This window comes from Candidatus Reidiella endopervernicosa, assembly GCF_013343005.1.
In the GTDB taxonomy this organism is placed as follows: Bacteria; Pseudomonadota; Gammaproteobacteria.
The window spans coordinates 2,708,961-2,731,324 of sequence record NZ_CP054491.1; the positions used below are offsets into that span (position 1 = coordinate 2,708,961).

At 53.6% G+C, this 22,364-nt stretch carries 22 protein-coding genes; 7 read left to right on the plus strand and 15 right to left on the minus strand.

Annotation, left to right across the window (positions count from 1 at the left end; genetic code table 11):
- Positions 1-93 precede the first annotated feature (93 nt).
- Both HUE57_RS14770 and HUE57_RS14775 read left to right on the plus strand, forming a co-directional pair.
- Entirely contained in the window at positions 94-291 is a 198-nt protein-coding gene (locus HUE57_RS14770; protein ID WP_174673460.1) for a hypothetical protein, read from the plus strand.
- A gap of 258 nt (positions 292-549) precedes the next feature.
- Positions 550-2,634, plus strand: coding sequence for an EAL domain-containing protein (locus HUE57_RS14775; protein ID WP_078483351.1), 2,085 nt, complete (start codon positions 550-552; stop codon positions 2,632-2,634).
- Between the two features lie 80 nt (positions 2,635-2,714).
- Here HUE57_RS14775 and HUE57_RS14780 read toward each other — a convergent pair whose 3' ends face one another.
- The 4 genes from HUE57_RS14780 to HUE57_RS14795 all read right to left on the minus strand — a co-directional run bounded on the left by HUE57_RS14780 (position 2,715) and on the right by HUE57_RS14795 (position 9,079).
- Positions 2,715-3,956, minus strand: a complete 1,242-nt coding sequence (locus tag HUE57_RS14780) for a DUF1015 domain-containing protein (protein ID WP_078483352.1) — start codon at positions 3,954-3,956, stop codon at positions 2,715-2,717.
- A gap of 85 nt (positions 3,957-4,041) precedes the next feature.
- On the minus strand, positions 4,042-4,926 hold the full coding sequence (gene htpX, locus HUE57_RS14785) for a protease HtpX (RefSeq protein ID WP_078483353.1): 885 nt from the start codon (positions 4,924-4,926) through the stop codon (positions 4,042-4,044).
- Between the two features lie 158 nt (positions 4,927-5,084).
- The gene (parC, locus tag HUE57_RS14790; protein ID WP_078483354.1) at positions 5,085-7,340 is read right to left on the minus strand and encodes a DNA topoisomerase IV subunit A; all 2,256 of its coding nucleotides are present in this window, start codon (positions 7,338-7,340) and stop codon (positions 5,085-5,087) included.
- Positions 7,341-7,444: 104 nt separating this feature from the next.
- Positions 7,445-9,079, minus strand: coding sequence for a putative bifunctional diguanylate cyclase/phosphodiesterase (locus HUE57_RS14795; protein WP_172840219.1), 1,635 nt, complete (start codon positions 9,077-9,079; stop codon positions 7,445-7,447).
- Between the two features lie 95 nt (positions 9,080-9,174).
- On the opposite strand from HUE57_RS14795, the gene HUE57_RS14800 reads away from it, so the two are divergent.
- Positions 9,175-9,897, plus strand: coding sequence for a class I SAM-dependent methyltransferase (locus HUE57_RS14800; RefSeq protein ID WP_078483356.1), 723 nt, complete (start codon positions 9,175-9,177; stop codon positions 9,895-9,897).
- On the opposite strand, the gene HUE57_RS14805 is transcribed toward HUE57_RS14800, so the two are convergent.
- The gene (locus HUE57_RS14805) at positions 9,894-10,262 is read right to left on the minus strand and encodes a DUF2784 domain-containing protein (RefSeq protein WP_078483357.1); all 369 of its coding nucleotides are present in this window, start codon (positions 10,260-10,262) and stop codon (positions 9,894-9,896) included. The two genes, HUE57_RS14800 and HUE57_RS14805, sit on opposite strands and share 4 nt — an antisense overlap.
- Positions 10,263-10,375: 113 nt before the next feature.
- A complete protein-coding gene (locus HUE57_RS14810) occupies positions 10,376-10,636 on the minus strand; it encodes a DUF4389 domain-containing protein (protein WP_078483358.1) in 261 nt (86 codons plus the stop codon).
- Between the two features lie 195 nt (positions 10,637-10,831).
- Between HUE57_RS14810 and HUE57_RS14815 the strand changes: the two genes are divergently transcribed.
- Positions 10,832-11,560, plus strand: coding sequence for a pseudouridine synthase family protein (locus HUE57_RS14815; RefSeq protein WP_236725660.1), 729 nt, complete (start codon positions 10,832-10,834; stop codon positions 11,558-11,560).
- Positions 11,561-11,671: 111 nt separating this feature from the next.
- Here the strand turns inward: HUE57_RS14815 and HUE57_RS14820 are convergent, their stop codons facing one another.
- From HUE57_RS14820 to HUE57_RS14860, 9 genes are all read right to left on the minus strand, one after another.
- Positions 11,672-12,208, minus strand: coding sequence for a hypothetical protein (locus tag HUE57_RS14820; RefSeq protein WP_078483365.1), 537 nt, complete (start codon positions 12,206-12,208; stop codon positions 11,672-11,674).
- 61 nt (positions 12,209-12,269) lie between these two features.
- A complete protein-coding gene (locus HUE57_RS14825) occupies positions 12,270-12,929 on the minus strand; it encodes a hypothetical protein (protein WP_078483360.1) in 660 nt (219 codons plus the stop codon).
- Between the two features lie 76 nt (positions 12,930-13,005).
- Positions 13,006-13,776, minus strand: coding sequence for a ceramidase domain-containing protein (locus HUE57_RS14830; RefSeq protein ID WP_078483361.1), 771 nt, complete (start codon positions 13,774-13,776; stop codon positions 13,006-13,008).
- A 128-nt stretch (positions 13,777-13,904) separates the two neighbouring features.
- A complete protein-coding gene (locus HUE57_RS14835) occupies positions 13,905-14,333 on the minus strand; it encodes an RDD family protein (protein ID WP_078483362.1) in 429 nt (142 codons plus the stop codon).
- Between the two features lie 704 nt (positions 14,334-15,037).
- Entirely contained in the window at positions 15,038-16,924 is a 1,887-nt protein-coding gene (gene parE / locus HUE57_RS14840; RefSeq protein WP_078483363.1) for a DNA topoisomerase IV subunit B, read from the minus strand.
- Between the two features lie 37 nt (positions 16,925-16,961).
- Entirely contained in the window at positions 16,962-17,492 is a 531-nt protein-coding gene (locus tag HUE57_RS14845) for a CNP1-like family protein (protein WP_078483364.1), read from the minus strand.
- A gap of 163 nt (positions 17,493-17,655) precedes the next feature.
- On the minus strand, positions 17,656-18,444 hold the full coding sequence (locus HUE57_RS14850; RefSeq protein WP_174673461.1) for a methyl-accepting chemotaxis protein: 789 nt from the start codon (positions 18,442-18,444) through the stop codon (positions 17,656-17,658).
- Between the two features lie 17 nt (positions 18,445-18,461).
- Positions 18,462-19,694, minus strand: coding sequence for a HAMP domain-containing methyl-accepting chemotaxis protein (locus tag HUE57_RS14855; protein ID WP_174673462.1), 1,233 nt, complete (start codon positions 19,692-19,694; stop codon positions 18,462-18,464).
- Positions 19,695-20,011: 317 nt separating this feature from the next.
- Positions 20,012-20,245: a hypothetical protein gene (locus HUE57_RS14860; protein WP_174673463.1), complete on the minus strand. Its 234-nt coding sequence runs from the start codon at positions 20,243-20,245 to the stop codon at positions 20,012-20,014.
- 292 nt (positions 20,246-20,537) lie between these two features.
- On the opposite strand from HUE57_RS14860, the gene xseB reads away from it, so the two are divergent.
- The 3 genes from xseB to HUE57_RS14875 are packed head-to-tail and all read left to right on the plus strand — an operon-like array spanning position 20,538 to position 22,260.
- A complete protein-coding gene (xseB, locus tag HUE57_RS14865) occupies positions 20,538-20,780 on the plus strand; it encodes an exodeoxyribonuclease VII small subunit (RefSeq protein ID WP_078484726.1) in 243 nt (80 codons plus the stop codon).
- Positions 20,781-20,785: 5 nt separating this feature from the next.
- The gene (ispA, locus tag HUE57_RS14870) at positions 20,786-21,673 is read left to right on the plus strand and encodes a (2E,6E)-farnesyl diphosphate synthase (protein ID WP_078484725.1); all 888 of its coding nucleotides are present in this window, start codon (positions 20,786-20,788) and stop codon (positions 21,671-21,673) included.
- Positions 21,674-21,696: 23 nt separating this feature from the next.
- Positions 21,697-22,260: a hydrolase gene (locus HUE57_RS14875; protein ID WP_078484724.1), complete on the plus strand. Its 564-nt coding sequence runs from the start codon at positions 21,697-21,699 to the stop codon at positions 22,258-22,260.
- The last annotated feature ends 104 nt before the right edge of the window (positions 22,261-22,364 follow it).

Below are 22,364 nucleotides of genomic sequence, written 5' to 3' on the forward strand. Positions count from 1 at the left end.
ACGGGGCACTGGTTACTGATTCCCGAAAACCCTGCAAGTGAAATAGCCTCTTCGCTCATATTGCCCGCCTATCCACTCAGAGCTGGACAGAAGGTGATGATCAAACAGCAGGACAAAGATCTCTATGTCGAATTGGCTGAGATGACTGAGAATACCGGCTCATTTGCCCAGTACCATTTCAATCCGCTCGGCACATCTGCACAACCCAAGAGCAAACGAAACGGCAACGAAAACAGCTCGCCAAAACAGCAACAGAACAACGGTGAAGCGTTAGACTGGAAGCTCATCTAGTTTTCAGTTACCCGCTGATCTCACACTGGATTCCCTCAGCCGCTTCGAGACCATATCTCCCCTTCTGACATTAGCGAGACCGGCACGGTTTCCCACAGTTGTGATTTACGCTACGATTATCCGTGGAGATCGTAAGAAAATGACCAACTTTCGGCTAATTAGCGATCAATCTTAATAAATACCATCACCTCTTAGAGGGATATCAGCAGGTGCGGCAGATTCGGTTCAGTCGTCATGGCTTGAAGGAATAACAAGAAGATGGATGGAGAGAAACGCCTTCACCTACTAATCGGTGAAAGCTCTTTTAATGTTGCAGACGATTATGTCAGCGCCATTCGCGACGCTGGCTTTGCCGTTCGTGAAAAACGTGTCGAGGATCTCGAGGATCTCGAGGAGGCGCTCAATACACAGCGCCCCGATTTAATCCTCTGTTCAACGGGCATGGATGAACTCTCACCGAGAGAGATCATTACGGCCCTCTCCGCTCACAACATCGAACTCCCACTGATCATGGTCGACCCCGATCCCACCCCAGCCGCACGTGTCGAAGCAATGCGTGCCGGTGCCACAGATTTGATCATCAAGGGCGATATCGCCCATCTGCAACTTGTAGTCAGTCGCGAATATCGCAACCTGATCAACTATAGAGAGATGGTCAGCTGTAAGAGTGCCTTTGGCGAGAGTGAACGTCGCTGTCACGGCCTGCTCGACAACTCTCGTGACGCCATCGCCTATATCCATGAAGGCATGCATATCTATGCCAACTCAGCCTACCTCGAACGCTTCGGCTACGACGATAGCGAAGAGCTAGAGGGCATGCCGGTGATGGATATGGTCGATACTGAAGACCAGGCAAAATTCAAAGACTACCTGCGCGCCCATGCCAAGGGTAAGAGCAAAGAGAGTGAACTCGACCTGCAACTTGTCACTCTCGACGGCAAGGGTTTTCAGGGAAAGCTCGAGTTCTCCCCCGCCACCATCGATGGCGAACCCTGTACCCAGATCATCATCAGAGATCATCGTGCCAGCAAGGATCTTGAAGAGAAGCTCCAGTATCTGAGTAAACAGGACCTTCTCACCGGTCTCTATAACCGCCAATATTTCCTCGATGAGCTTGAAGTCGCCGTAGAGAAGGCTCGCAGTGGCACCGCAGAAACGGCTCTCATTTACATCGATCTCGACAACTTCAAAGAGATCAAGGAGCAGGTCGGTATTGCCGGCAGCGATCTGGTCCTGACCGATGTCGCAAAGATGCTCAGCAGCAAGGTGGCTGAAAACGACACCCTTGCCCGTTTTGGTGATAGCACCTTTACCGTATTGAGCTATAACAAACAGGCTCTGGGCGCAGAGATGCTTGCCGAGGAGCTACGCCACGCCGTTACTGATGTCATTTCGGAAGTTGGAGTTCAATCGATAACCACCACCTGTAGCATCGGTATCAGCACCATCGACAGCAGAAGTGTTGATGCCCACGAGGTGATCTCACAGGCCGATCTTGCCTGTGAGGTGGCTAAGAAGGGTGAAGGTAACAAGACCCATATCCATGACCCTGTCGCCGATCAGGAGGCGGGAGATCAGCGAGATGAAGACTGGGTTGAGCGTATCAAACTGGCACTCAAAGAGAATCGCTTCCGCCTCGTCTTCCAACCGATCGTCAGCCTGCACGGCGACTCCCGAGAGAACTATGAGGTACTGGTTCGTATGATCGACACCCATGGTGATGTCATCATGCCGGGGCAGTTCATCCAGGCGGCCGAGCAGGCCAATCTACTGGCAATTATCGACCGCTGGGTCATCGTGCATGCCATTTCAGTCATTGCGGATCAGCGCCGTAGCGGTCGCAACACCCACTTCTTTATCAAGATGTCAGGCGCATCGGTCGTTGATGAAGGCACCCTTGGCTGGATCCGCGAGTGTCTACAAAAACATCGTCTGGAAGGAGACGCCATTACCTTCGAGGTTCATGAGGAGGATGCCACCCACCATTTGAAGACTGCCAAGGTGCTCTTCGAAGGGTTGAAGCAGCTACACTGCAGCGTGGCCCTGGAACACTTTGGTAAGGGTGCAAAGTCATTCAATATCCTCAAACATCTGCCGGTCGACATGCTCAAGATCGATGGCTCCTTTATTCACCATCTAGGAGGCAATCGAGAGAATCAGGCGATGGTCAAATCGATTACCGATATGGCCAAATCTCTGGAGAAGAAGACCATTGCCGAATTCGTCGAGGACGCTAACAGCCTCTCGGTACTCTGGACCTGCGGTGTAAACTACATCCAGGGATACTTCCTGCAGGGCCCCGAAGAGGTACTGGAGTTCGACTTCGTTAACGAGGGCGTCTAACCTCCTCTAGAATCCCAACTAATAAAAAAAGCCGCTGCTACGATCTGTAGCAGCGGCTTTTTTGTTTCACTGGCTCGTGTTTAATCGAGTACGTGTGAGACCAGGCCATCGGCCAGCTTCGGCTCAAACCAGGTCGACTTGGGAGGCATAACCTCATTGGCATCAGCAACAGCCATCAGATCAGCCATACCGGTCGCAAAAAGTGAGAAGGCCAGTGTCATCTCACCGGAATCGACACGCTTCTCAAGCCCATCCATGCCGCGGATACCACCGACGAAGTCGATACGTTTGTCACGACGTGGATCGCTGATACCGAGCAGCGGTTCGATCAGATTATTCTGCAGCAGACTCACATCGAGCTGTCCGACCGGATCATTGGCTGGTACCAAATCACTGTTTATCGTCAGACGATACCACTGCTCCTGCAGATACATACCGAACTCCTGCGGTTTACCCGGTTTCACCTGTCCAGTTTCAGCCGTCACAGTAAACGACTCAGCCGCCTTGGAGAGGAACGTCTCCCTATCGAGACCATTCATATCTGCAACGACACGATTATAATCGAGAATCTGCATCTCGTTATCGGGGAAGATCACGGTGAGGAAGTAGTTATAACTCTCCTCACCACTATGATTACTATTGTCCGTCTTACGGCTGGCACAGACGCGCGAAGCAGCAGCCGAGCGGTGGTGACCGTCTGCCACATAGATACAGGGCATTGCATCGAAAAGTTCGGTCAGACGTGCCGTCTTCGCCGCATCATCCATCACCCAGAGGGTGTGGCGAATGCCATCATCTGCGGTCAGATTATAGAGTGGCTCACCGGCAGTCGCCTCGCGCACCATCGTCTCAACCTCTGCCTGGTATTTGTGCACCAGAAAGACCGGACCGGTCTGTGCGTTAAGTGCATCGACCTGACGGACACGATCATCCTCCTTCTCAGGACGGGTGAACTCATGTTTACGAATACGGTTCTCGTCATACGCCTCGACCGAAGCAGCCGCGACCAGACCCGTCTGTATGTGGCCGTCCATCTCCAACTGGTAGAGGTAATAACAGGGTGAATCATCGCGAATCAAAACACCGTCACTGATCAAGCGCTGCAGATTCTCAGCCCCCTTGGCATAGACGCTCGCATCGAAAGGGTCGGTTCCCTCGGGCAGATCGATCTCCGGCTTGGAGATATGCAGAAAGCTCAGCGGTTTACCGACAACCCGCTCGCGCGCCTCGGCTGTGTTCAGTACGTCGTAGGGGGGTGCAGCAACATCGGCAGCACGCTCAGGTACGGGACGCAGACCGGTAAAGGGACGAATCAGGCTCATGTGCAGGCTTCCTCGGTGGTTATTAGAAGCCCGCTATTCTACCGTTCTACTCCGCCCCCGACCACAGACAATCAGGGCCTTCCCGTTAACCTGCCGCGCGAAGCGCCGCGATACGCTGATCGAGTGGTGGGTGGCTGCGCAGTAGCTTGGCCAGACCGTGACCAATGCCGCCAGAGATACCGAAGGCGGCCATCTCACCCGGCAGATCCTTTGGCTGGCTAACACGCTTCAGTGCCTCCAGCGCGGCGATCATGTTCTGTCGACTGGAGAGCCTTGCGCCACCACTATCGGCATGAAATTCACGATAACGGGAGAACCACATCGCCACCATCGCCGCCAGAATACCGAGCACCATCTCGGCGAGGATCGAACCGATCCAGTAACCAGGGCCGACACCACGTTCGATCTTGAAAATTGCACGATCGATCAAAATACCGATCACTCTCGAGAAGAAGATCACAAAGGTGTTGAGCACACCCTGCAATAGTCCCATCGTCACCATATCGCCGTTTGCGACATGACTCACCTCATGACCCAGCACCGCCTCTACCTCACCGCGCTGCATCTGCTGCAGCAGGCCAGTGCTCACAGCGACCAGTGCATTGTTTCTATTCATACCTGTGGCAAAGGCATTCGGCTGTGGTGAGTTGAAAACACCGACCTCCGGCATGCCGATGCCCGCCTGCTGTGCCTGACGCCGCACGGTATCGACCAACCATGTCTCAGTGCTGGTGGAGGGTGTAGTGATCAGCTGTACGCCCATCGAGCGTTTCGCCATCCACTTCGATATAGCCAGCGATATAAATGAGCCGGCAAAACCCATCACCGAGGCCATGATCAGCAAGCCAGTCAGGTTAAAACCTCCACCACTGGCCAGCATCCGGTCGACACCCAGCACCCGCATAGAGATGCTAAGCACTGCCAGCACACCAAAGTTTGCCAATAAAAACAGCGCAATACGACTAAACATCGGTCTCGATCCTCGTTAAAAAAGAGAAGTTAATACTGGGCTTTAGATGGGGGTATTGGGAGAAAATTCAATCAGGACGCAAAATCTGTGGACAGCGATTCCCGTCAATGCCGACTGACACCAACGGGATCTGCTATTCGTTGCCGCTGGGCGAGTAACTATTTTTCTGTCACCTCAACCGCATCAACCTTCTGCAGGCCGCGAGGCAGTTTACTACCACGACGACCACGCTCACCGTAGTAGTGTTCGAGATCACTCGCCTTGATGTTGGTGTGACGTTTTCCTGCAACCACCGTAATCCCTTCACCCTTCGGCACTACCACGGCGGCCACTACAAACTCCTCGCGACTGACAACACGCGCCGAGGGAATTCCGATAATCTTGTTACCCTTACCGCGTGCCATCTGCGGCAACTCCTTGAGTGGGAAGACCAGCATGCGCCCCTCATTGGTTACTGCGGCAAGCAGATCATTCTCATAGTCAGTGACCCGAATGGGTGGCAGAACATTGGAGCCGTTGGGCAGTTTGAGCGCCGCCTTGCCCGCCTTATTGCGCCCCTGCATATCCTCAAGCTTCGCCACGTAACCGTAGCCTGCATCGGAGGCCATCAGGTAGAGGTCGGTAGCAGCGCCCATCAACACGGCGCGGAACAGCGCACCATCGGGAGGATTGAGTCGACCAGTGAGAGGCTCGCCGTGACCACGCGCCGATGGCAGGGTATGTGCCTGCAGCGCATAGGAGCGACCGGTGGAGTCGATAAAGACCGCCAGCTGGTTACTCTTACCCTGTGCGGTTCCAAGATAACTATCACCCGACTTGTAGGCGAGCGTAGAGGCATCGACCTCATGTCCTTTGGCAGCGCGCACCCACCCCTTCTCGGAGAGGATCACGGTGACCGGATCACTGCTAATCAGCGCCGTCTCGTCCATCGCCTGTGCGGCAGAGCGCTCGACAATCGGCGAACGACGATCATCACCATACTCGGCAGCATCCTTGATCAGCTCCTTCTTCACCAGCGTCTTCAGACGCGCCTCGGAGCCGAGGATCTTCTCCAATCCATCACGCTCGGCTGCCAGCTCCTCCTGCTCGGCACGGATCTTCATCTCCTCAAGGCGTGCCAGCTGGCGCAGCTTGGTATCGAGGATGTAGTCGGCCTGAACCTCGGTGAGAGAGAAGCGTTCCATCAGTACCGGCTTCGGTTCATCCTCGCTACGGATAATGCGAATCACCTCATCAATATTGAGGAAGGCGACCAGCAGACCATCGAGCAGATGGAGGCGTTTATTGACCTTGTCGAGACGGTGCTGGAGACGACGACGGACCGTCTCGGTGCGGAATCGAAGCCAATCGGCGAGGATGTCGAGCAGGTTCTTCACCTGCGGTCGGCCATCGAGACCGATCATATTCATGTTGACGCGATAGGTGCGCTCAAGATCGGTCGAGGCGAAGAGGTGTGACATCAGCCCCTCGATATCGACGCGGTTGGAGCGCGGCACAATCACCAGGCGGGTCGGATTCTCGTGATCTGACTCATCACGCAGATCCTCAACCATAGGCAACTTCTTCGTCTGCATCTGCTGGGCGATCTGCTCCAGCACCTTGGCACCTGAGACCTGATGAGGCAGCGCGGTGATGACCACATCGCCCTCTTCCCGCTCCCACTTGGCGCGCATACGTACCGAACCGTTACCCAGCTCGTAGATACGCTGCAGTTCAATGGTCGAGCTAATGATCTCCGCATCGGTCGGGAAATCGGGTCCCTTCACATGCTCCAGCAGATCGGTCACTGAGCTACGGGGGGCCTCGAGTAATCTTATGCAGGCACTCACTACCTCACGCAGGTTATGGGGTGGAATATCGGTCGCCATACCAACCGCGATACCGGTGGTGCCGTTAAGCAGTATGTTTGGCACCCGTGATGGCAGCACCAGCGGCTCCTCCAGTGTACCGTCGAAGTTTGGCGTCCAGTCCACGGTGCCCTGCCCCACCTCCTGTAGCAGCAGCTCGGAGTATTTGGCCAGACGCGATTCGGTATAACGCATCGCCGCAAATGACTTCGGATCGTCTGGGGCACCCCAGTTACCCTGACCATCGACCAGCGGGTAGCGATAGGAGAAAGGCTGCGCCATCAGCACCATCGCCTCATAACAGGCAGAGTCACCGTGGGGATGGAACTTACCGAGCACGTCACCGACGGTACGTGCCGATTTTTTATACTTGGAACCCGCCTTCAGCCCCAGTTCACTCATCGCGTAGATAATACGACGCTGTACCGGTTTCAGACCGTCGCCGATATTGGGCAAGGCGCGGTCCATGATTACGTACATCGAATAGTTGAGATAGGCCTGTTCGGTAAACTGCTTGATCGGCTGGCGCTCAACGCCTTCGAAATTCATCTCTGGGGTGTCACTCATAGGGCGGGTCTTGGGCTATCTATCTATTAAAATTAGTCGCATATCATACACCGTGGCGGGCACCACGGTGGGGTAATTATACGGAATAGCGGCTGTGTGCTGGCTTAGGCGACAGACCAGGCTGAATCGGTCAGCAGCTTGGTCAGCTCCGCTCCCGGTACCGGTCGACTGATGTGATAACCCTGCGCCTGATCGCAATCCATTTCCCCCAGCTTCTGCAGAATCTCACCACTCTCAACCCCCTCAGCAATGACCGACATACCAAGATTGTGGACCAGACCGATGGTCGCCTTGACGATCACCGCATCACTGTCGTTCTCCAGCATCGGCATCACGAACGACTGGTCGATCTTGATCTCATCGACCGGTAGACGACGTAGATAGGCGAGCGAGGAGTAACCGGTACCGAAATCATCGATTGAGATGCGCGTACCGAGCTCCGCCAGCTTGGTGACATTGGCCAGCGCCCGCTCCTGATCCTCCATGATCGAACTCTCGGTGATCTCGATAATCAGGTGGTTTGATGCCAGCTGATGTTTTTTAAGTATCTCAACCACCAGCGAGGGTAATTCAGGATCGAGCAGCATCTTGGCCGAGACGTTCACTGCCACATGGATCTCCAGTCCCGCCTGGTGCCACTCTGCGCACTGGCGGACCGACTCATTGAGCACATGCAGGGTCAATGGTTTGATCAGTCCAGTTCGTTCGGAGAGTAGAATAAACTCGATCGGTGGCAGCATGCCGCGCTGCGGATGATTCCAGCGCACCAGTGCCTCGACCGCCACGGTACGCCCCTCCTTGATATTGACCTTGGGCTGGTAGTAGACATCGAGCTCTTCGCGCTCAATTGCCCGACGCAGCTCCCCCAACAGGGAGAGCCGTTCCGGATTCATCTGATCCTGCTCCGGCGAATAGACCATGGTCGAGTAACCACTGATCTGTTTAGCACTGTAGAGCGCGACATCGAGTTTTTGCAGCAGCCCCACAGCATCACTGATGTGGTCGGGATAGATAGCAATGCCGATACTGGCAAGCATCTCAATCTCCACCCCACCCAACAGATAAGGTTGTTTGAGCACCTCGACCACCTTGTCAGCGACCAGCTTGGCATCCTCACCTGTGTTGAGATGTGGAACGAGCAGTGCAAACTCATCCCCTCCCAGCCGTGCCACCGTATCGGGACTACGCACCACACTCTTCAGGCGTCCCGCGACCTGTTTGAGCAGCAGATCTCCGCTGAAGTGGCCCAACGCCTCATTGACCGATTTGAAGTTGTCGATGTTGACCGCCAACAGCGCCAGCTGACCCAGGTCACGATGCGCCGCCTCGATCGCCTGACCAACACGGTCGTGGAACAGCACCCGATTGGGCAGCTCAGTGAGGCGGTCATGGGTGGTGTCGTGGGCCAGCTGAATCTCCAGCGACTCCGCCTGCATGCGTAGATCACGGGTCTGGTCGAGCACCATCGCCCCCGCTTCGATCGACATGATTGAACCGGCGTACTGCCCCCATAGCGCAAAGAGAAATGGCATTGCATCGAGCATCCAGAGCGCTGAGTTGATCTGCTGCGCATACATGATGCTATCGAGCGAAAGCTGATCGGTGTGCATGTAACCAACCACCGCACTCGCTACGCCCACAGCCGCCAGCGCAACAACCAAACCCTGAATCGCGAAACGGTTAACGCGTGATCGAAGCAGCAGCGCGGAGCGCGCAAAAACACCCTGTGTCTCGTTCATCTCTTCTCCAATGCAAACACCAAATAGCATCACCGCATATCGTTAGAATTTGATGCTAGCATGTGGCTTATCACTACAACACTACGGAATCGAACATGCCGACCGGAACTATGGTTATAGCCCAACCTGACCACTACCGCCCCAGTGAAGAGCAGACAATCTACGAATCGCTGCTCTCTCTGGAGGATGCCGTCATCGTCGAGCTCGGTTGCGGTGGGGCTCAACACACACGGCAGATTGCAGAGCGACATCCAGACAGTCAGATTCACGCCTTCGAGGTCGATCAGATCCAACACCAACAGAATCTAACCATCACCGATCTACCCAACGTCACCTTCCAGCTTGCAGGCGCTGAGTCGATCCCAATGGCCGATGGCAGCACCGATGTGGTGATGATGTTCAAATCGCTGCACCACGTACCACTTGGGAATATGGATCAGGCTTTCTCAGGTATCGCACGCATCCTAAAACCGGGTGGCTATGCCTACATTTCAGAGCCGGTTTTTGCCGGTGACTTCAATGAAATACTACGCATGTTTCACAATGAGGAGTCCGTACGCCAGGCGGCCTTTGCAGCCACCTCTCGAGCAGTCGCTTCGACGCAGTTTGAGCTGGCAAGCGAGACCTTCTTCGATGCACCCAACGCCTTTGCCAGTTTTTCCGAGTTCGAGCAGAAGGTCATCGGGGTTACCCACACCGAACACAATATTGCACCCGAACTGCTGGAGCGGGTGCGGGAGATGTTCGAGATCCACAACGGTCCCACGGGTGCGCTCTTCGAGATGCCGATTCGCGTCGATCTATTGCGTCGAATCTAACCGTTGCGCCGGCACCAGCGATAGATGCAGGCGTAGGCCAGCAGGTTCCACAGCAGTACAGCAATACCCAGCGTAACAGCGACCTCCGAGGTGATCTCGCCAGGATAGATCAACGGAATGATGTAATGGTCGATAAAGCCCGCCTCATACCCCATCTGACCTGCCGCCTCGCGAATCTTAATCTCCAGAGGCGTCAGCGGACAGTGACCACCATTTAACTCAATCAGAGCTGCCCAGCCGACGGCAGGCAGATGGAACCAGATCAATCCACGCCGGAAGTAGAGCGCCACCGCACCGAAGATCACAAACAGAATAAAACAGAGATGGAGCAACACGATGCCATCGGCGAGCAGACGATACGTCACCCCCACCTACTCCCAATCACAAATCAGTGATTTAACAACCATCCGTATCACTCTCATTCACAATCGTATCCAGCTCTGGTTCAGCCCCCGTGGCACGCCCGTCACGAGGCCAATCACCATAAGGGGTAGACATGCTGTTCACTGTTGAAGGTGAGAAAACGAATAATTTGGTAGATATAACGCCCAAGCTCAGCACCAAACAGTAGCAGCCGCCGATTCGACTCTGCGCCAAATAGCACAATCAGAAACTGAATCATGACTACGGCTACCAGTACCAGTTCAGCCACCGAGTAGAAGAGCGCAAACAGCACCATATAGAGCGCCCGTCGCCCGATAGAGCCACGTCCATTCTGAGTCGTCTTTTCGTTGTCCATATCGAATCACACTCCCAACTATTATCCCCGTCTTTCCTCTACAATAGACCGCCATCACCGTCTGGCAATCTGATATGACTGACCAACCAACCACAGCAGTTCGAACACCATCTCGAGATCGAGAACGACGAGACCACCGCTGTCGACCTACTCTCAGCCGCCAGCGGCCTCTCCAAGCAGCGTATCAAGCAGACCATGAGCAAGGGTGCCGTGTGGCTCACCCATGACGAGCACACCGCACGCCTACGCCGCGCAAAGCGCAAGCCACTGGCCGGTGACACCCTGCATCTCTACTATGATGAGCAGGTACTGGCCGAAGAACCCACACCACCCACACTGGTCGCCGACGAGGGTGATTACAGCGTCTGGTACAAGCCCTACGGCATGCGTTCACAGGGTTCAAAATATGGTGACCACTGCACCATCAATCGCTGGGTGGAGCAGAACCTTGAGCCGGAGCGCCCCGCCTTTATCGTCCACCGTCTTGATCGTGCGGCGACCGGTCTGATTATCATCGCGCATAAAAAAAGGGTTGCGGCTGAATTTACTCGCATGTTTCAACAGCGCTCCATCGACAAGCGCTATCGGGTCACCGTACACGGCGAATTCCCCGACACACCTGAACCGCAATTAATCGAACGAGAAATTGAAGGACGTAGCGCCCGCAGCCTGATCACCAAGCTGGCCTTCAATGGTGAACAGAATCGAACTCATCTGGATGTCTCGATCGAGACAGGGCGAAAACACCAGATTCGACGTCATCTGGCAGAGGCAGGATTTCCCGTTGTAGGTGATCGCCTCTACGGCCAGAAAGGTGACAGCGAAGATCTCTGCCTCACCGCCTATCAACTCACCTTCGCCTGCCCTGTCACCCACTGGCGAAAGTCATTCAACCTTCCAGACTCACTCCCTTCAAATAGTTAATCTCTTCAGGGCAAGGTTGTGCCATTAATCATCATTCATCTCGAGTTGTAGTGTTTCGTAGCTCGGATGAAACGAAGCACAATCCGCGACCTATGGTTGATATTTAATCGTTCAAACAGCCTCCCAGAAGAGTTTCACCCGTTGCCATAAATCCTGAAAGTAACTTACCGCCTCAGGATCCTGCTGCCCCTCTGCCCAGACGTGCTCACCCCATCCAACCTGTGCCAACACATAATCGCCAAAGGCGAGCTGCCCGATAGCCGTCTCCCCCGTCGCCAACTGACCCAGGCCGAACTCAACCCCCAGCGCTGCCTGTCCAATGGCCCAGTAACCGGTTGAGAGCTGAGCCAGACCAAATAATATTCCCAGACCCAGCTGCCCTATGGCGACAATACCAAATGAGGCGTGGCCAATCGCCACACCTCCCATCGCCAGTCGTTCTACGGCAATAACACCCTTGGCTACCACACGTCTGCCCGTTTCGGGCGATATACCGTGGATATAGTGAAGCAGTGGCCAGTTCAATAGCTCTTGATGACTGCGAAACTCAGAGAACCGTGCACCACTCTCGTAGAGATAGTGGCGCCAGACGCCAAACCCGGTCCGTTCGATTTTGTAATCGATATGTTCGTTTAAGAGATTGCCCACCACGCCTCCAGCTATCGCATCAATGCTAGTAAGCGTAGCAGTCTACATAGATGGGAAGAGATTAAGCATCTATCGTCACGCGGCGATGTCTGTCTATCCAGAAACCCCACAGGACCAGCAACCACTGCGCATGTCCAACCCAGGCGATCATCTCGACATTGGGTGGTGGTTCACCAAACAGATTGCCCGCATAGATAGTCAGAAGAAAAAGGATCAAGCCCCACAGCGCCCATACACCAACTCGATCGATCGCTTCTGTCACTCGCAGATAGAGCCACACACCGAGTGTAAACAGCGACAATTCGATAAGGAGTGTGAGGGGCAAAGAGGACCAGGCGTTCAGACCGACCATGAAGTCGCTACCCGGCAGCAGCGGCAGGTCGGGCTGGTGTACCAGCGTGTCGAGTGTCCAGTGACTGACCACCAACAGCATCAAGAGCGCTGCTCCGATCCGATCCCTGCGCAGCAGATAATAACCACCCCCGAGCAACACCCCCCAGAGAACAACCGCCAACAGACTATGCGAAACCGGATAATCCTCGAATATCAACGGTGTGACGACCGTTGCACCCGGCACGATCTGTACCTGTTCAACACCGAAGAGCAGCAGCGTTGGCCACAATAGGTCGACGAACTGAGCGGCGATAAAGAGTAATCCCAGCGATAACTTTGGCGCCACCGATTTAGCCGCAAATCCTGCAGCAAAGTGTCCAATAAACATAGCTACTCCCGCGGCTGTCTCTAGTCGACAGCAGAGGCTTTAATTATTATTTTTTAAATACGTATAGACAGCCCTACTATTCCGCACCAATGCGACGCTGGTATGAAACCATCAACACATAGACACCCAGGGCAGCTGCCACATGTTTTAACGAGTGACCACTAATAAAACCAAGCAGACTATAGACCTCGCCATCAAAGTGCTCGAGCAGCTTCGCAGCCAGATAGGCCACAAACAGCCACCAATACCCCGAAGCCGTCGTAAACATCGAACGGAAGGTCAGCAGAATAATTGGTATCGCCAACATGGGGAAAAACTGCACCAGCGCATAGAAACGCAGATCACCCTCTCCTCGCAACTCAGTTACGTGCCAGTAGGCCACCGATGCAACACCGACAATCACCAACGGCACAAACAACCGCCTGCCAAGGTCTACAAAGATATATTCACTGATAACAATCGAGAAGAGCGCCATAAAGGCAAAGGTCATCGGCAGTCGATCCCACACCAGCGTCTCGTTGTTGGGCCAGAGATGATAATAGCCGGAACCTAAGGAGACCAGTGCCGTACCAGCAAACAGCAGTCCGTAAGCGATGCGAAAGTTGATAATGATCTTGAGCCGATCTGAGATCGTTACCTTGTAGAACCCGATCGCACCGACGATCAAAAACGGAAGGTTGGAGAGCACGTTCCAGAAGTTGGGCACGCCCATAATGGTTCGTTGATCTTTAAAATCGTGATATGCCGTGTCCTGAGGAATGGCACCCTGCGCAAACAGTACAATCACACCAAGCAATCCGGCCACTGCAATCAGTACGGCACCTAGTTTCTCTCTACTACCCTTCAAAATAACCAATCCAAAATCCTTTTATCACCGCTAAATTGTTATATATGACTAAACCATATTGAACACATTAGAAGTGTAAATGTGTTACACAATGCACTACCGGTCTTGAACTCAATCAGACCTCAGCTTTAAAAACGAACCGTCTCTTTTGCCGTGTCCCGTATCACAACCGTACCAGCCAGTTCGTCATGCCAGCCCTGCTTTTTCTTGTCGATACCCACCCATATCAGCCCTAACCCCAACGGTAACATTGCTGGTATATAAGCAAAGTAACGACCAATCGCCTGGAGAGTCGAAAGTTTTTCTCCGCTACGCGCGTTAACGACCTTGAGTTTGAGTGCCATTTTTCCAGGCGTACCGAGAAACCGCCGCCAGAACCAGATGGTTGCCACAAATGGGATTACATCCCAAAAACCATGGATGATTTTCTCATCCAACCAGAACTGCTCACCATAGATAAAAGAAAGCGGTATATAGACAACAATCAGCATGAACACCAGATCAATCATCACCGCGCCAAACCTAATCCAAAAACCTGCGTACTCTGTGTCAGCCATGCAACCTCTCCTTATTATTTCTCATTACCATCGACACACTGTCATTCCAAATAAACCTGTTCATTCAGACGACGTATTCAATCTATATAACTCGCTAACCGTTCTTAACCCCCTGTTACACTGCAACAGGAACCTCACACTCATTAAACACCCGCTTTCCAATCTAACAGTAAAACTCACGATACGCCTCAAATTGAAATTCATCGAAGAACTGATCACCCGTCGACAGATCGGGGAAGCTCGGATGCTACAGCACTCCCTCCACAATAGATTGGTGAAAAGACAAAGCTATCACCCGCTCGCATACGGTACTTTGGGTTTTCAGAACCGACCTGCTGAACGTTTCTATTTCTGATGTGGTAAGAACGCGAACTATTCTGTCGAATATCAGTCAGCATTTGCTATCTACTGAAACTCTCTCTCAACTGCACATCCTCGAGGCTCAACCGATTCGTTACAACCTCCATCTTTATTCGCTCAGAGAGTGCTAAACAGAACGAACAATCACAACGGATTAAGAGATATCCAAGGACAATAGACAGACAATCTTCATCGGAAACAAATGAAGATTTATTTGATTGATATTTAATTTTTTACTCGAAAAGGCATCCATACCATTCTCTCCATACTATTTGTTCATCGCTTCGCTTTTCAAACGACTACGACCATCTTATGCAAGTAACCAGCCTTGCGCTGGCTACAGATCAAACCTCAGCTAAATCGCCTTTGGCCTCCAGCCATGCCTTCCGATCTGAAGCGCGTTTTTTCGCCAACAGCATATCCATCTGCTGGTTGGTGTCATCACCCGACTCAAGGGTGAGCTGCACCAGACGACGGGTATCGGGGGCGAGTGTGGTTTCACGCAGCTGTTTGGGATTCATCTCACCCAGCCCTTTGAATCGAGTGACACTGATCTTGCCGCGCTTCTTCTCGGCCTCGATTCGATTTAGGACACCCTCTTTCTCGGCATCATCGAGTGCATAGAAGGTCTCTTTGGCCACATCGATTCGATAGAGCGGTGGCATTGCCATATAGATGTGGCCCGCCTGTACCAGTGGACGGAAGTGGCGTACGAAGAGTGCGCAAAGCAGGGTGGCGATATGCAGACCATCGGAGTCGGCATCGGCAAGAATGCAGACCTTACCGTAACGTAGTCCCTTGAGATTATCGGAGCCCGGATCGACACCGATCGCCACTGAGATATCGTGCACCTCCTGTGAGGCAAGCACCATGGTGGGATCAACCTCCCAGGTGTTGAGGATCTTGCCACGTAGCGGCATGATCGCCTGGAAATCTTTATCACGTGCCTGCTTGGCAGAACCGCCCGCCGAGTCTCCCTCTACAAGAAAGAGTTCGGTACGTGCGAGATCCTGCGAGGCACAATCGGCGAGCTTGCCGGGAAGCGCTGGACCCTGGGTGACCTTTTTACGTGCGACCTTCTTGCCGGCCCGCATACGGCTCTGAGCACTATTGATTGCCAGGTCAGCAATACGTTCTCCCTGCTCGGTGTGCTGGTTGAGCCAGAGGCTGAAGGCGTCTTTCACCACACCAGAGACAAACGCCGCACACTCACGCGATGAGAGGCGCTCTTTTGTCTGACCGGAGAACTGTGGATCGGCCAGTTTGACCGAGAGGATATAACTGACTCGATCCCAGACATCGTCGGGAGCGAGCTTCACACCTCGCGGCAGCAGGTTACGAAATTCACAAAACTCTCGCACCGCCTCGGTAAGTCCAGTACGCAGACCATTTACATGGGTACCGCCCTGCGCGGTGGGGACCAGATTGACGTAACTCTCACCGACCGCCTCTCCGCCCTCGGGCAACCAGACCACGGCCCAATCGACCGCCTCAGTGCTGCCAGCCATGCTGCCGAGAAAGGGTGTCTCTGGAAGCAGCTCAACATTGTTAAGCTCATCGAGTAGATAGTCTTTGAAACCATCCTCGTAGTACCACTCTTCCTTCTCACCACTTGCCTCATCGGTAAAGCGCACACGCAGTCCGGGGCAGAGCACCGCCTTGGCGCGTAGTACATGCTTGAGGCGAGGCAGTGAGAACTTGTAGGAGTCGAAAAACTGTTTATCGGGCCAGAAACGGACGGTGGTACCACTATTACGTTTACCGACCTCACCAATCTCCTCCAGATTGGAGACCTTGTGGCCATCCTTGAAGGCGATGTTGTACTCCTTGCCCTCGCGCCGCACCCAAACCTCAAGGTGCTTGGAAAGTGCATTGACCACCGAGACACCCACACCGTGCAGACCACCGGAGAATTGGTAGTTCTTGTTGGAGAACTTACCGCCGGAGTGCAGCTTGGTGAGGATCACCTCGACGCCGGGCATCCCCTCAACCGGGTGGATATCGACCGGCATACCACGTCCATCGTCACGCACCTCCAGCGATTGATCCTTGTAGAGGATCACATCGATCTGCTTGGCGTGACCCGCCACCGCCTCATCGACCGAGTTATCAATCACCTCCTGAGCGAGGTGGTTGGGGCGCTCGGTCTGGGTATACATTCCAGGGCGTTTGCGCACCGGCTCCAGGCCGGTGAGGACTTCGATAGCGGAGGCGTCGTAGGCGTTGCTCATAATTTCAATTCAGCTTTAATTTGGTCGTTATACGGCATCAGCGAATATCGCTGGCGCCACCATTTTTTGGATAGCGGATGTTCTGGATAATCGACTTCTCGTTATCGAAGGTTCTACCGCGTTTGCAGAAGTAGAAGTCGTAGAGGTCGCGACGGAAACGGCCACTGCCCTCACGCATAATTGGCTTCCACTTTGGCTGACGCATCCTGCGGAACTCGCCCTGACTGGTCCCGTAGGCATAGCGCTTGTACTCGAGCGTGGTGCAGTTGAGTCCCTCGTAGAAGACATTACGCCCCCCACTGCGAGTCTCTGCCACCAGGGTGTAGCGAATAATACGATCCTCACCAATTGAGAGCGCCTTCTCATCTATCAGGAAACGGTAACTGCGGTTGGCGGTATCGATAGCAACGGGAAGCAGATTGTCGTCCACTGGATAGGGCGGTAGCACCGCTTCACTCTCCTTCCAGGGATCATCATCGATATAGTGTTCATTCAGCGGTGCCTTACCACCACCAAGATACTCTTCAAAAGCTGCAACGGGTAACACCGCCACGGCAACCGTAACCATAAGCAATTGTTTTAACACAAGTTCTATTTCCAGCCATCCAATTTGTGATGCTGCATTCTACCTGTGATGGTAGAAATTAATAAGCCTCAGCCCCAGACAATAAAAAAGGGCGCAGACCGTTTCGGTCTACGCCCCTCCTCTCGCCCTGCCCGGACGATTTGGATCAGGTCTTAAACTGTTCAACCAGAGACTTGAGCTCACTGGAGACTGTCACAAGCTCACCGTTCGCCTGCTCAAGTCGAGTAGCCAGCTCAGCACTGTGATCGGCAACACCATTGATATCGACAATATTGGCGTTGATCTCGTTGGTGACTGAACTCTGCTCCTCTGAGGCACTGGCGATATGCAGATTCATATCCTTGATGGTTGTGACACCATCAACAATCGACTTCAGTGATGAACCCGCTGCGTTCGCCTGCTCTACACCTCGATTGGCGCTACTGCTGCTCGTCTCCATGGCCGTGACGGCATTGTGTGCACTCTCCTGCAGCCGCTCGATCATCTGCTGGATCTCCTGGGTGGAGTCCTGGGTACGACTTGCGAGAGTACGTACCTCATCGGCGACTACCGCAAATCCACGCCCCTGCTCGCCGGCACGTGCCGCTTCAATTGCCGCATTCAGCGCGAGCAGATTGGTCTGTTCAGCGATACCACGAATCACATTCAGGACCGTGCCGATCTCCTGACTCTCAGCCTCTAGCTTATTAATGATGCCTGAGGCACGACTAACCTCATCAGCAAGACTGTTAATCTCACTAATCGTCTCAGCAACCACCTTGCGACCACCACTAGCAGAGTTATCGGCCTCTGAAGCCGTATCTGCAGCAACTGATGCACTGCGCGCCACCTCATCGACCGTGGCAGCCATCTCATTCATTGCGGTCGCCACCTGCTCAATCTTCATCTGCTGCTGATTGGCACCCTCTTTAGACTCGGCCACCACATGGGTCATCTGGTCTGCAACAGAGACTAGCTGACCGGTAGAACTCGATACGCGAGCAACCACATTGTGAATTTTTCTATAAAGAGATTAAACGCGTCAGATAGTTGGCCCAGCTCCCCCCCAATATTGAGCTGCAGTCTTGAGCTGAGATCACCCTCACCCTTGGCGATATCTTCCATCGCGACCACAGCACTCTGAATAGGACGACAGATTGAGCGCGCCATCAGGAAGGCAATCAAAACACCCAATAGCAACCCAACCAGGAGCAGCGTAATCAAGAATGCCTTGGTGCCCTCCACGTCAGCCAGTAGCTCACTACCAGTGCGCTCATTATCCTCACGAAGACGATTAACCAGTGCGTCAACATTGCCGTCAATTCGCTCCAGCATCTCATTAACTGAGGTGTTAATCAGATAGGCATCGGTGCGCCAACGCTTGCCACCGTGAATCTTCTCCAGCTGTTTGAGACTGGCCACGACCTGTTCACGCAGTTCGATGAACTGAGCCAATCCGTCCTCCTGCTCAAAAGTGAGCATATCGGCACACTCCTCCTGCAGGCGTTTGGCAATTGAGCCGGTGGTTTCGAGATAAAGAGTAGCCTCATCAATAGCACCTTTACTCCTGAAAGCGAGGTAGGCACGTACACCATTAATCACACCGGTCCAGGTATTACGGAGATTGCCAAGCTCAATCAGGAGTGCACGACGCTCTTCCGAAACCTCTTCGCCCTCCTCCGAGAGAATCATTTCGCTCAGTAGCGATTGAATTTGTCTGTTGACGGGATTGATAGCCTCTCCGGCAAATGCAATTCCGGGAAAGTTCTGTGAATCGGTGGTAGCCAAGGTAATCATTCGATCACGCACTGCGGCGAAGGCAGCAACATCCTTATCAATATTGATGAGTAGTTCACTGAGTTCAGGATCACTGGTGACCAGCTGATTGGTTTTAAGAATTTCCAACTCTTCGGCGAGCTTCTTGAGGCCTTCAAGATAATTCTGCTTATGCTTCTCTTCTTTACCGAGCAGATAGAAACCAAGCGCAGAGAGGCTTCTCTCAAGACGGTGAGCAAGCTCCTGAGCTGCAGCTGCGGCTGGTTGGCGCTCAAGCACCATGCTACCTGTCTTCTGCTCAGTGTTTACCAGGCTAGGAAAGACACCCAGACCGACAATTACCAGAATCGCTAATACAAGACCAAATCCAGCCCACAATTTGTGTCTGATTTGCAGATTCGAAAAAAAGTTACCCTTGGAAGACGCCATTGTTGCTTCTCCACACAATTTCTGAAAACTTTGCCACCCCAACCGCAGCTATTCTACTCAATACGATAGGGCTGAAATTCGACAAACCACATCGTCCACCACCCTCCTCTGGTCAGTGCTTACAATGTGGTACCAATGCATAGTGTCTATATCGACACGGGTATACATTACTTTATAGACAACATTTGCCATCTATTCCGGTTTGCATGATGTAAATCATGGTTATTGCAATTGTTTCGAAAAATTCACATGCAATCGCTGACCGCCATGGAGAGCGAAGTGAGGGCGGTTAGTCCCCGATAGTCGACGCCGTCTGCCTATTCGTAGTTGAGAGCGCGAGCGAACGACGGAGAAGATGCAGCAGCGGCTTTATGTCGGCGTAGAGTCAGTGAGGGAGTTGTGTAGAGCCGCGAAGAGGTGATTACGCAACGAACGCAGGACGTCGGGCGCCGCAGGCATAAACGGTCGCGTGAAGTTTTTGCTGTTTGCTTGGGCTTGGATGCCCAAAACAAACTTTCGCAAAAATAGCGACTCCCGGTCAGTAATGCCACAGGCAATTATCAATAAGTTGCCGACCAAAAATAATTGGGAAATGCCCTACCATCGCTATAATTGGGTATTACGAAATAGATTTATTCCAAATCCAACCTGTTTTCTTCCCTTGTCGATAATCCTGAGTACAGATGATCGCCTCATCACAATGCACTACGGAGAAAATCGTCACCCTGGCACATTGCTCTCTACATCAAACATACCTACTAGTATTACCTATCCATCCGATTGACCCCTCCCAGCACGCTACGGTAACGTAGCTCGAAATTTGTGAGCAGCGACGGCAGAGAGATGACCCGCAAAAAGAGCAAAACACCCGGTTTCGAGACTGCACTTGAGGAACTTGAGCAGCTGGTAGAGAAGATGGAATCTGGTGAAACGACCCTGGAAGAGTCACTCAAGGACTTTGAACGCGGCATCGAACTGACCCGAACCTGCCAGACGCAGCTAAAAGAAGCCGAACAGAAAGTCGAGATCCTACTGCAGAGAGAGGGTGAGACGGAGCTTGAGCCCTTCAGTGAAGATAAGGAGTAGACAGCATGCTTGCAGAGTTCCTCACCGAGGCTCGCCAGCGGGTTGATACCGCCCTCGGCCAGCTGTTACCTGCTGCGTCGATCCACCCTGCCCAGCTGCATGAGGCGATGCGCTACTCCGTTTTCAACGGCGGTAAGCGCGTGCGTCCAGCGCTGGTCTACGCTACCGGGCGCGCACTCAATAACGATAGTGAACGTCTCGATATTGCCGCCTCTGCCGTCGAACTGATCCACGCCTATTCGCTGGTCCATGACGACCTGCCAGCAATGGACGATGACGATCTGCGCCGCGGCAAACCGACCTGTCATAAGGCGTTCGATGAGGCCACCGCAATTCTGGCCGGTGATGCCCTACAGACCCTTGCCTTCCACATCATCGCCCACAACCATTCCATTGATGAAGATGGCAGCCGTCGTATTGGCATGATCGAGAGCCTGGCCCTCGCCTCCGGTTCACGCGGTATGGCTGGCGGCCAGGCCATCGATCTGGCCGCAGTGGGTGAAACCATGGATATCGCCCAACTCGAGGATATGCATATCCACAAGACCGGCGCACTGATTCGCGCCAGCGTCAAACTCGGTGCACTCTGCAGCGACCAGATCACATCGAATCAGCTGGAGCGACTCGACCACTACGCCAAGTGCATCGGCCTCGCCTTCCAGATTCGTGACGACATTCTCGATATTGAGGGCGACACCGAAACCATCGGCAAGACACAGGGCGCCGATATCGCACTCAACAAACCGACCTATCCCGCACTGCTCGGGCTGGACGGTGCCAAGGAACGTGCCGTCGATCTACGCAACGATGCACTGCAAGCACTGGAGCCCTTCGGCGAAGGTGCTGATCTGCTTAGAGAACTCGCCAAATATATTGTTGATCGGGTCAGCTAACCCAGCAACCATTCGGAGTCCCCATGTCCCAGACCCTGTTGTGCGACAGCGGCCAGAGCCTGCTGACCATCATCGATATCCAGCCACGTCTCGCCAGTGCAATGCCCGAGGCATCACACCGCCGCGTCATCGACAACAGTCGTCGTCTGCTTGCGGCCGCCACTCTACTCGAAGTCCCACAGCTGATCAGTGAACAGTATCCGAAGGGGCTGGGCCATACTGAAGCGGAGCTTCTCGATGGGCTCAGCGGTGAGCGACAGATACTCGATAAGAGCTGCTTCTCCTGCGAGGCCTCGGAGACAATCCGCAGCGCTGTGATCGATAGCGGTCGTCGACAGCTAATCCTGGCCGGAATGGAGGCGCATATCTGCGTACTGCAGACCGCACTCGCCTTCACCCGCGCTGGGTTACAGGTCTTTGTGGTAGAGGATGCGATCTGCTCACGCGTCGAGAGCAACCACGCCAATGCCGCCGCGCGCATGCGCGAAGCGGGCGTGGTGATCACCAACACCGAATCGGTACTGTTTGAGTGGCTGCGTGATGCGCGTCATGAACAGTTCAAGGCGATCTCCGCACTGGTCAAGTAGCCCCCTGATTTGTAGCACTATTTATTACCCAATCAGATAGATTTCCTTGCAACAGAGCGGTGTGCAACCGATAATTGAGCGCTTTCCCTAAAGAAATGACCTTT

What these genes read in the sequence shown, in the direction of transcription:
- HUE57_RS14775 (WP_078483351.1), top strand. Translation starts at nt 550, where the DNA reads ATGGATGGAGAGAAACGCCTTCACCTACTAATCGGTGAAAGCTCTTTT.
- parE (WP_078483363.1), bottom strand. Translation starts at nt 16,924, where the DNA reads ATGAGCAACGCCTACGACGCCTCCGCTATCGAAGTCCTCACCGGCCTG.
- ispA (WP_078484725.1), top strand. Translation starts at nt 20,786, where the DNA reads ATGCTTGCAGAGTTCCTCACCGAGGCTCGCCAGCGGGTTGATACCGCC.
- xseB (WP_078484726.1), top strand. Translation starts at nt 20,538, where the DNA reads ATGACCCGCAAAAAGAGCAAAACACCCGGTTTCGAGACTGCACTTGAG.
- HUE57_RS14800 (WP_078483356.1), top strand. Translation starts at nt 9,175, where the DNA reads ATGCCGACCGGAACTATGGTTATAGCCCAACCTGACCACTACCGCCCC.
- HUE57_RS14825 (WP_078483360.1), bottom strand. Translation starts at nt 12,929, where the DNA reads ATGTTTATTGGACACTTTGCTGCAGGATTTGCGGCTAAATCGGTGGCG.
- parC (WP_078483354.1), bottom strand. Translation starts at nt 7,340, where the DNA reads ATGAGTGACACCCCAGAGATGAATTTCGAAGGCGTTGAGCGCCAGCCG.
- HUE57_RS14875 (WP_078484724.1), top strand. Translation starts at nt 21,697, where the DNA reads ATGTCCCAGACCCTGTTGTGCGACAGCGGCCAGAGCCTGCTGACCATC.
- htpX (WP_078483353.1), bottom strand. Translation starts at nt 4,926, where the DNA reads ATGTTTAGTCGTATTGCGCTGTTTTTATTGGCAAACTTTGGTGTGCTG.
- HUE57_RS14795 (WP_172840219.1), bottom strand. Translation starts at nt 9,079, where the DNA reads ATGAACGAGACACAGGGTGTTTTTGCGCGCTCCGCGCTGCTGCTTCGA.
- HUE57_RS14780 (WP_078483352.1), bottom strand. Translation starts at nt 3,956, where the DNA reads ATGAGCCTGATTCGTCCCTTTACCGGTCTGCGTCCCGTACCTGAGCGT.
- HUE57_RS14845 (WP_078483364.1), bottom strand. Translation starts at nt 17,492, where the DNA reads ATGGTTACGGTTGCCGTGGCGGTGTTACCCGTTGCAGCTTTTGAAGAG.
- HUE57_RS14855 (WP_174673462.1), bottom strand. Translation starts at nt 19,694, where the DNA reads ATGGCGTCTTCCAAGGGTAACTTTTTTTCGAATCTGCAAATCAGACAC.
- HUE57_RS14815 (WP_236725660.1), top strand. Translation starts at nt 10,832, where the DNA reads ATGAGCAAGGGTGCCGTGTGGCTCACCCATGACGAGCACACCGCACGC.
- HUE57_RS14810 (WP_078483358.1), bottom strand. Translation starts at nt 10,636, where the DNA reads ATGGACAACGAAAAGACGACTCAGAATGGACGTGGCTCTATCGGGCGA.
- HUE57_RS14835 (WP_078483362.1), bottom strand. Translation starts at nt 14,333, where the DNA reads ATGGCTGACACAGAGTACGCAGGTTTTTGGATTAGGTTTGGCGCGGTG.
- HUE57_RS14850 (WP_174673461.1), bottom strand. Translation starts at nt 18,444, where the DNA reads ATGACCCATGTGGTGGCCGAGTCTAAAGAGGGTGCCAATCAGCAGCAG.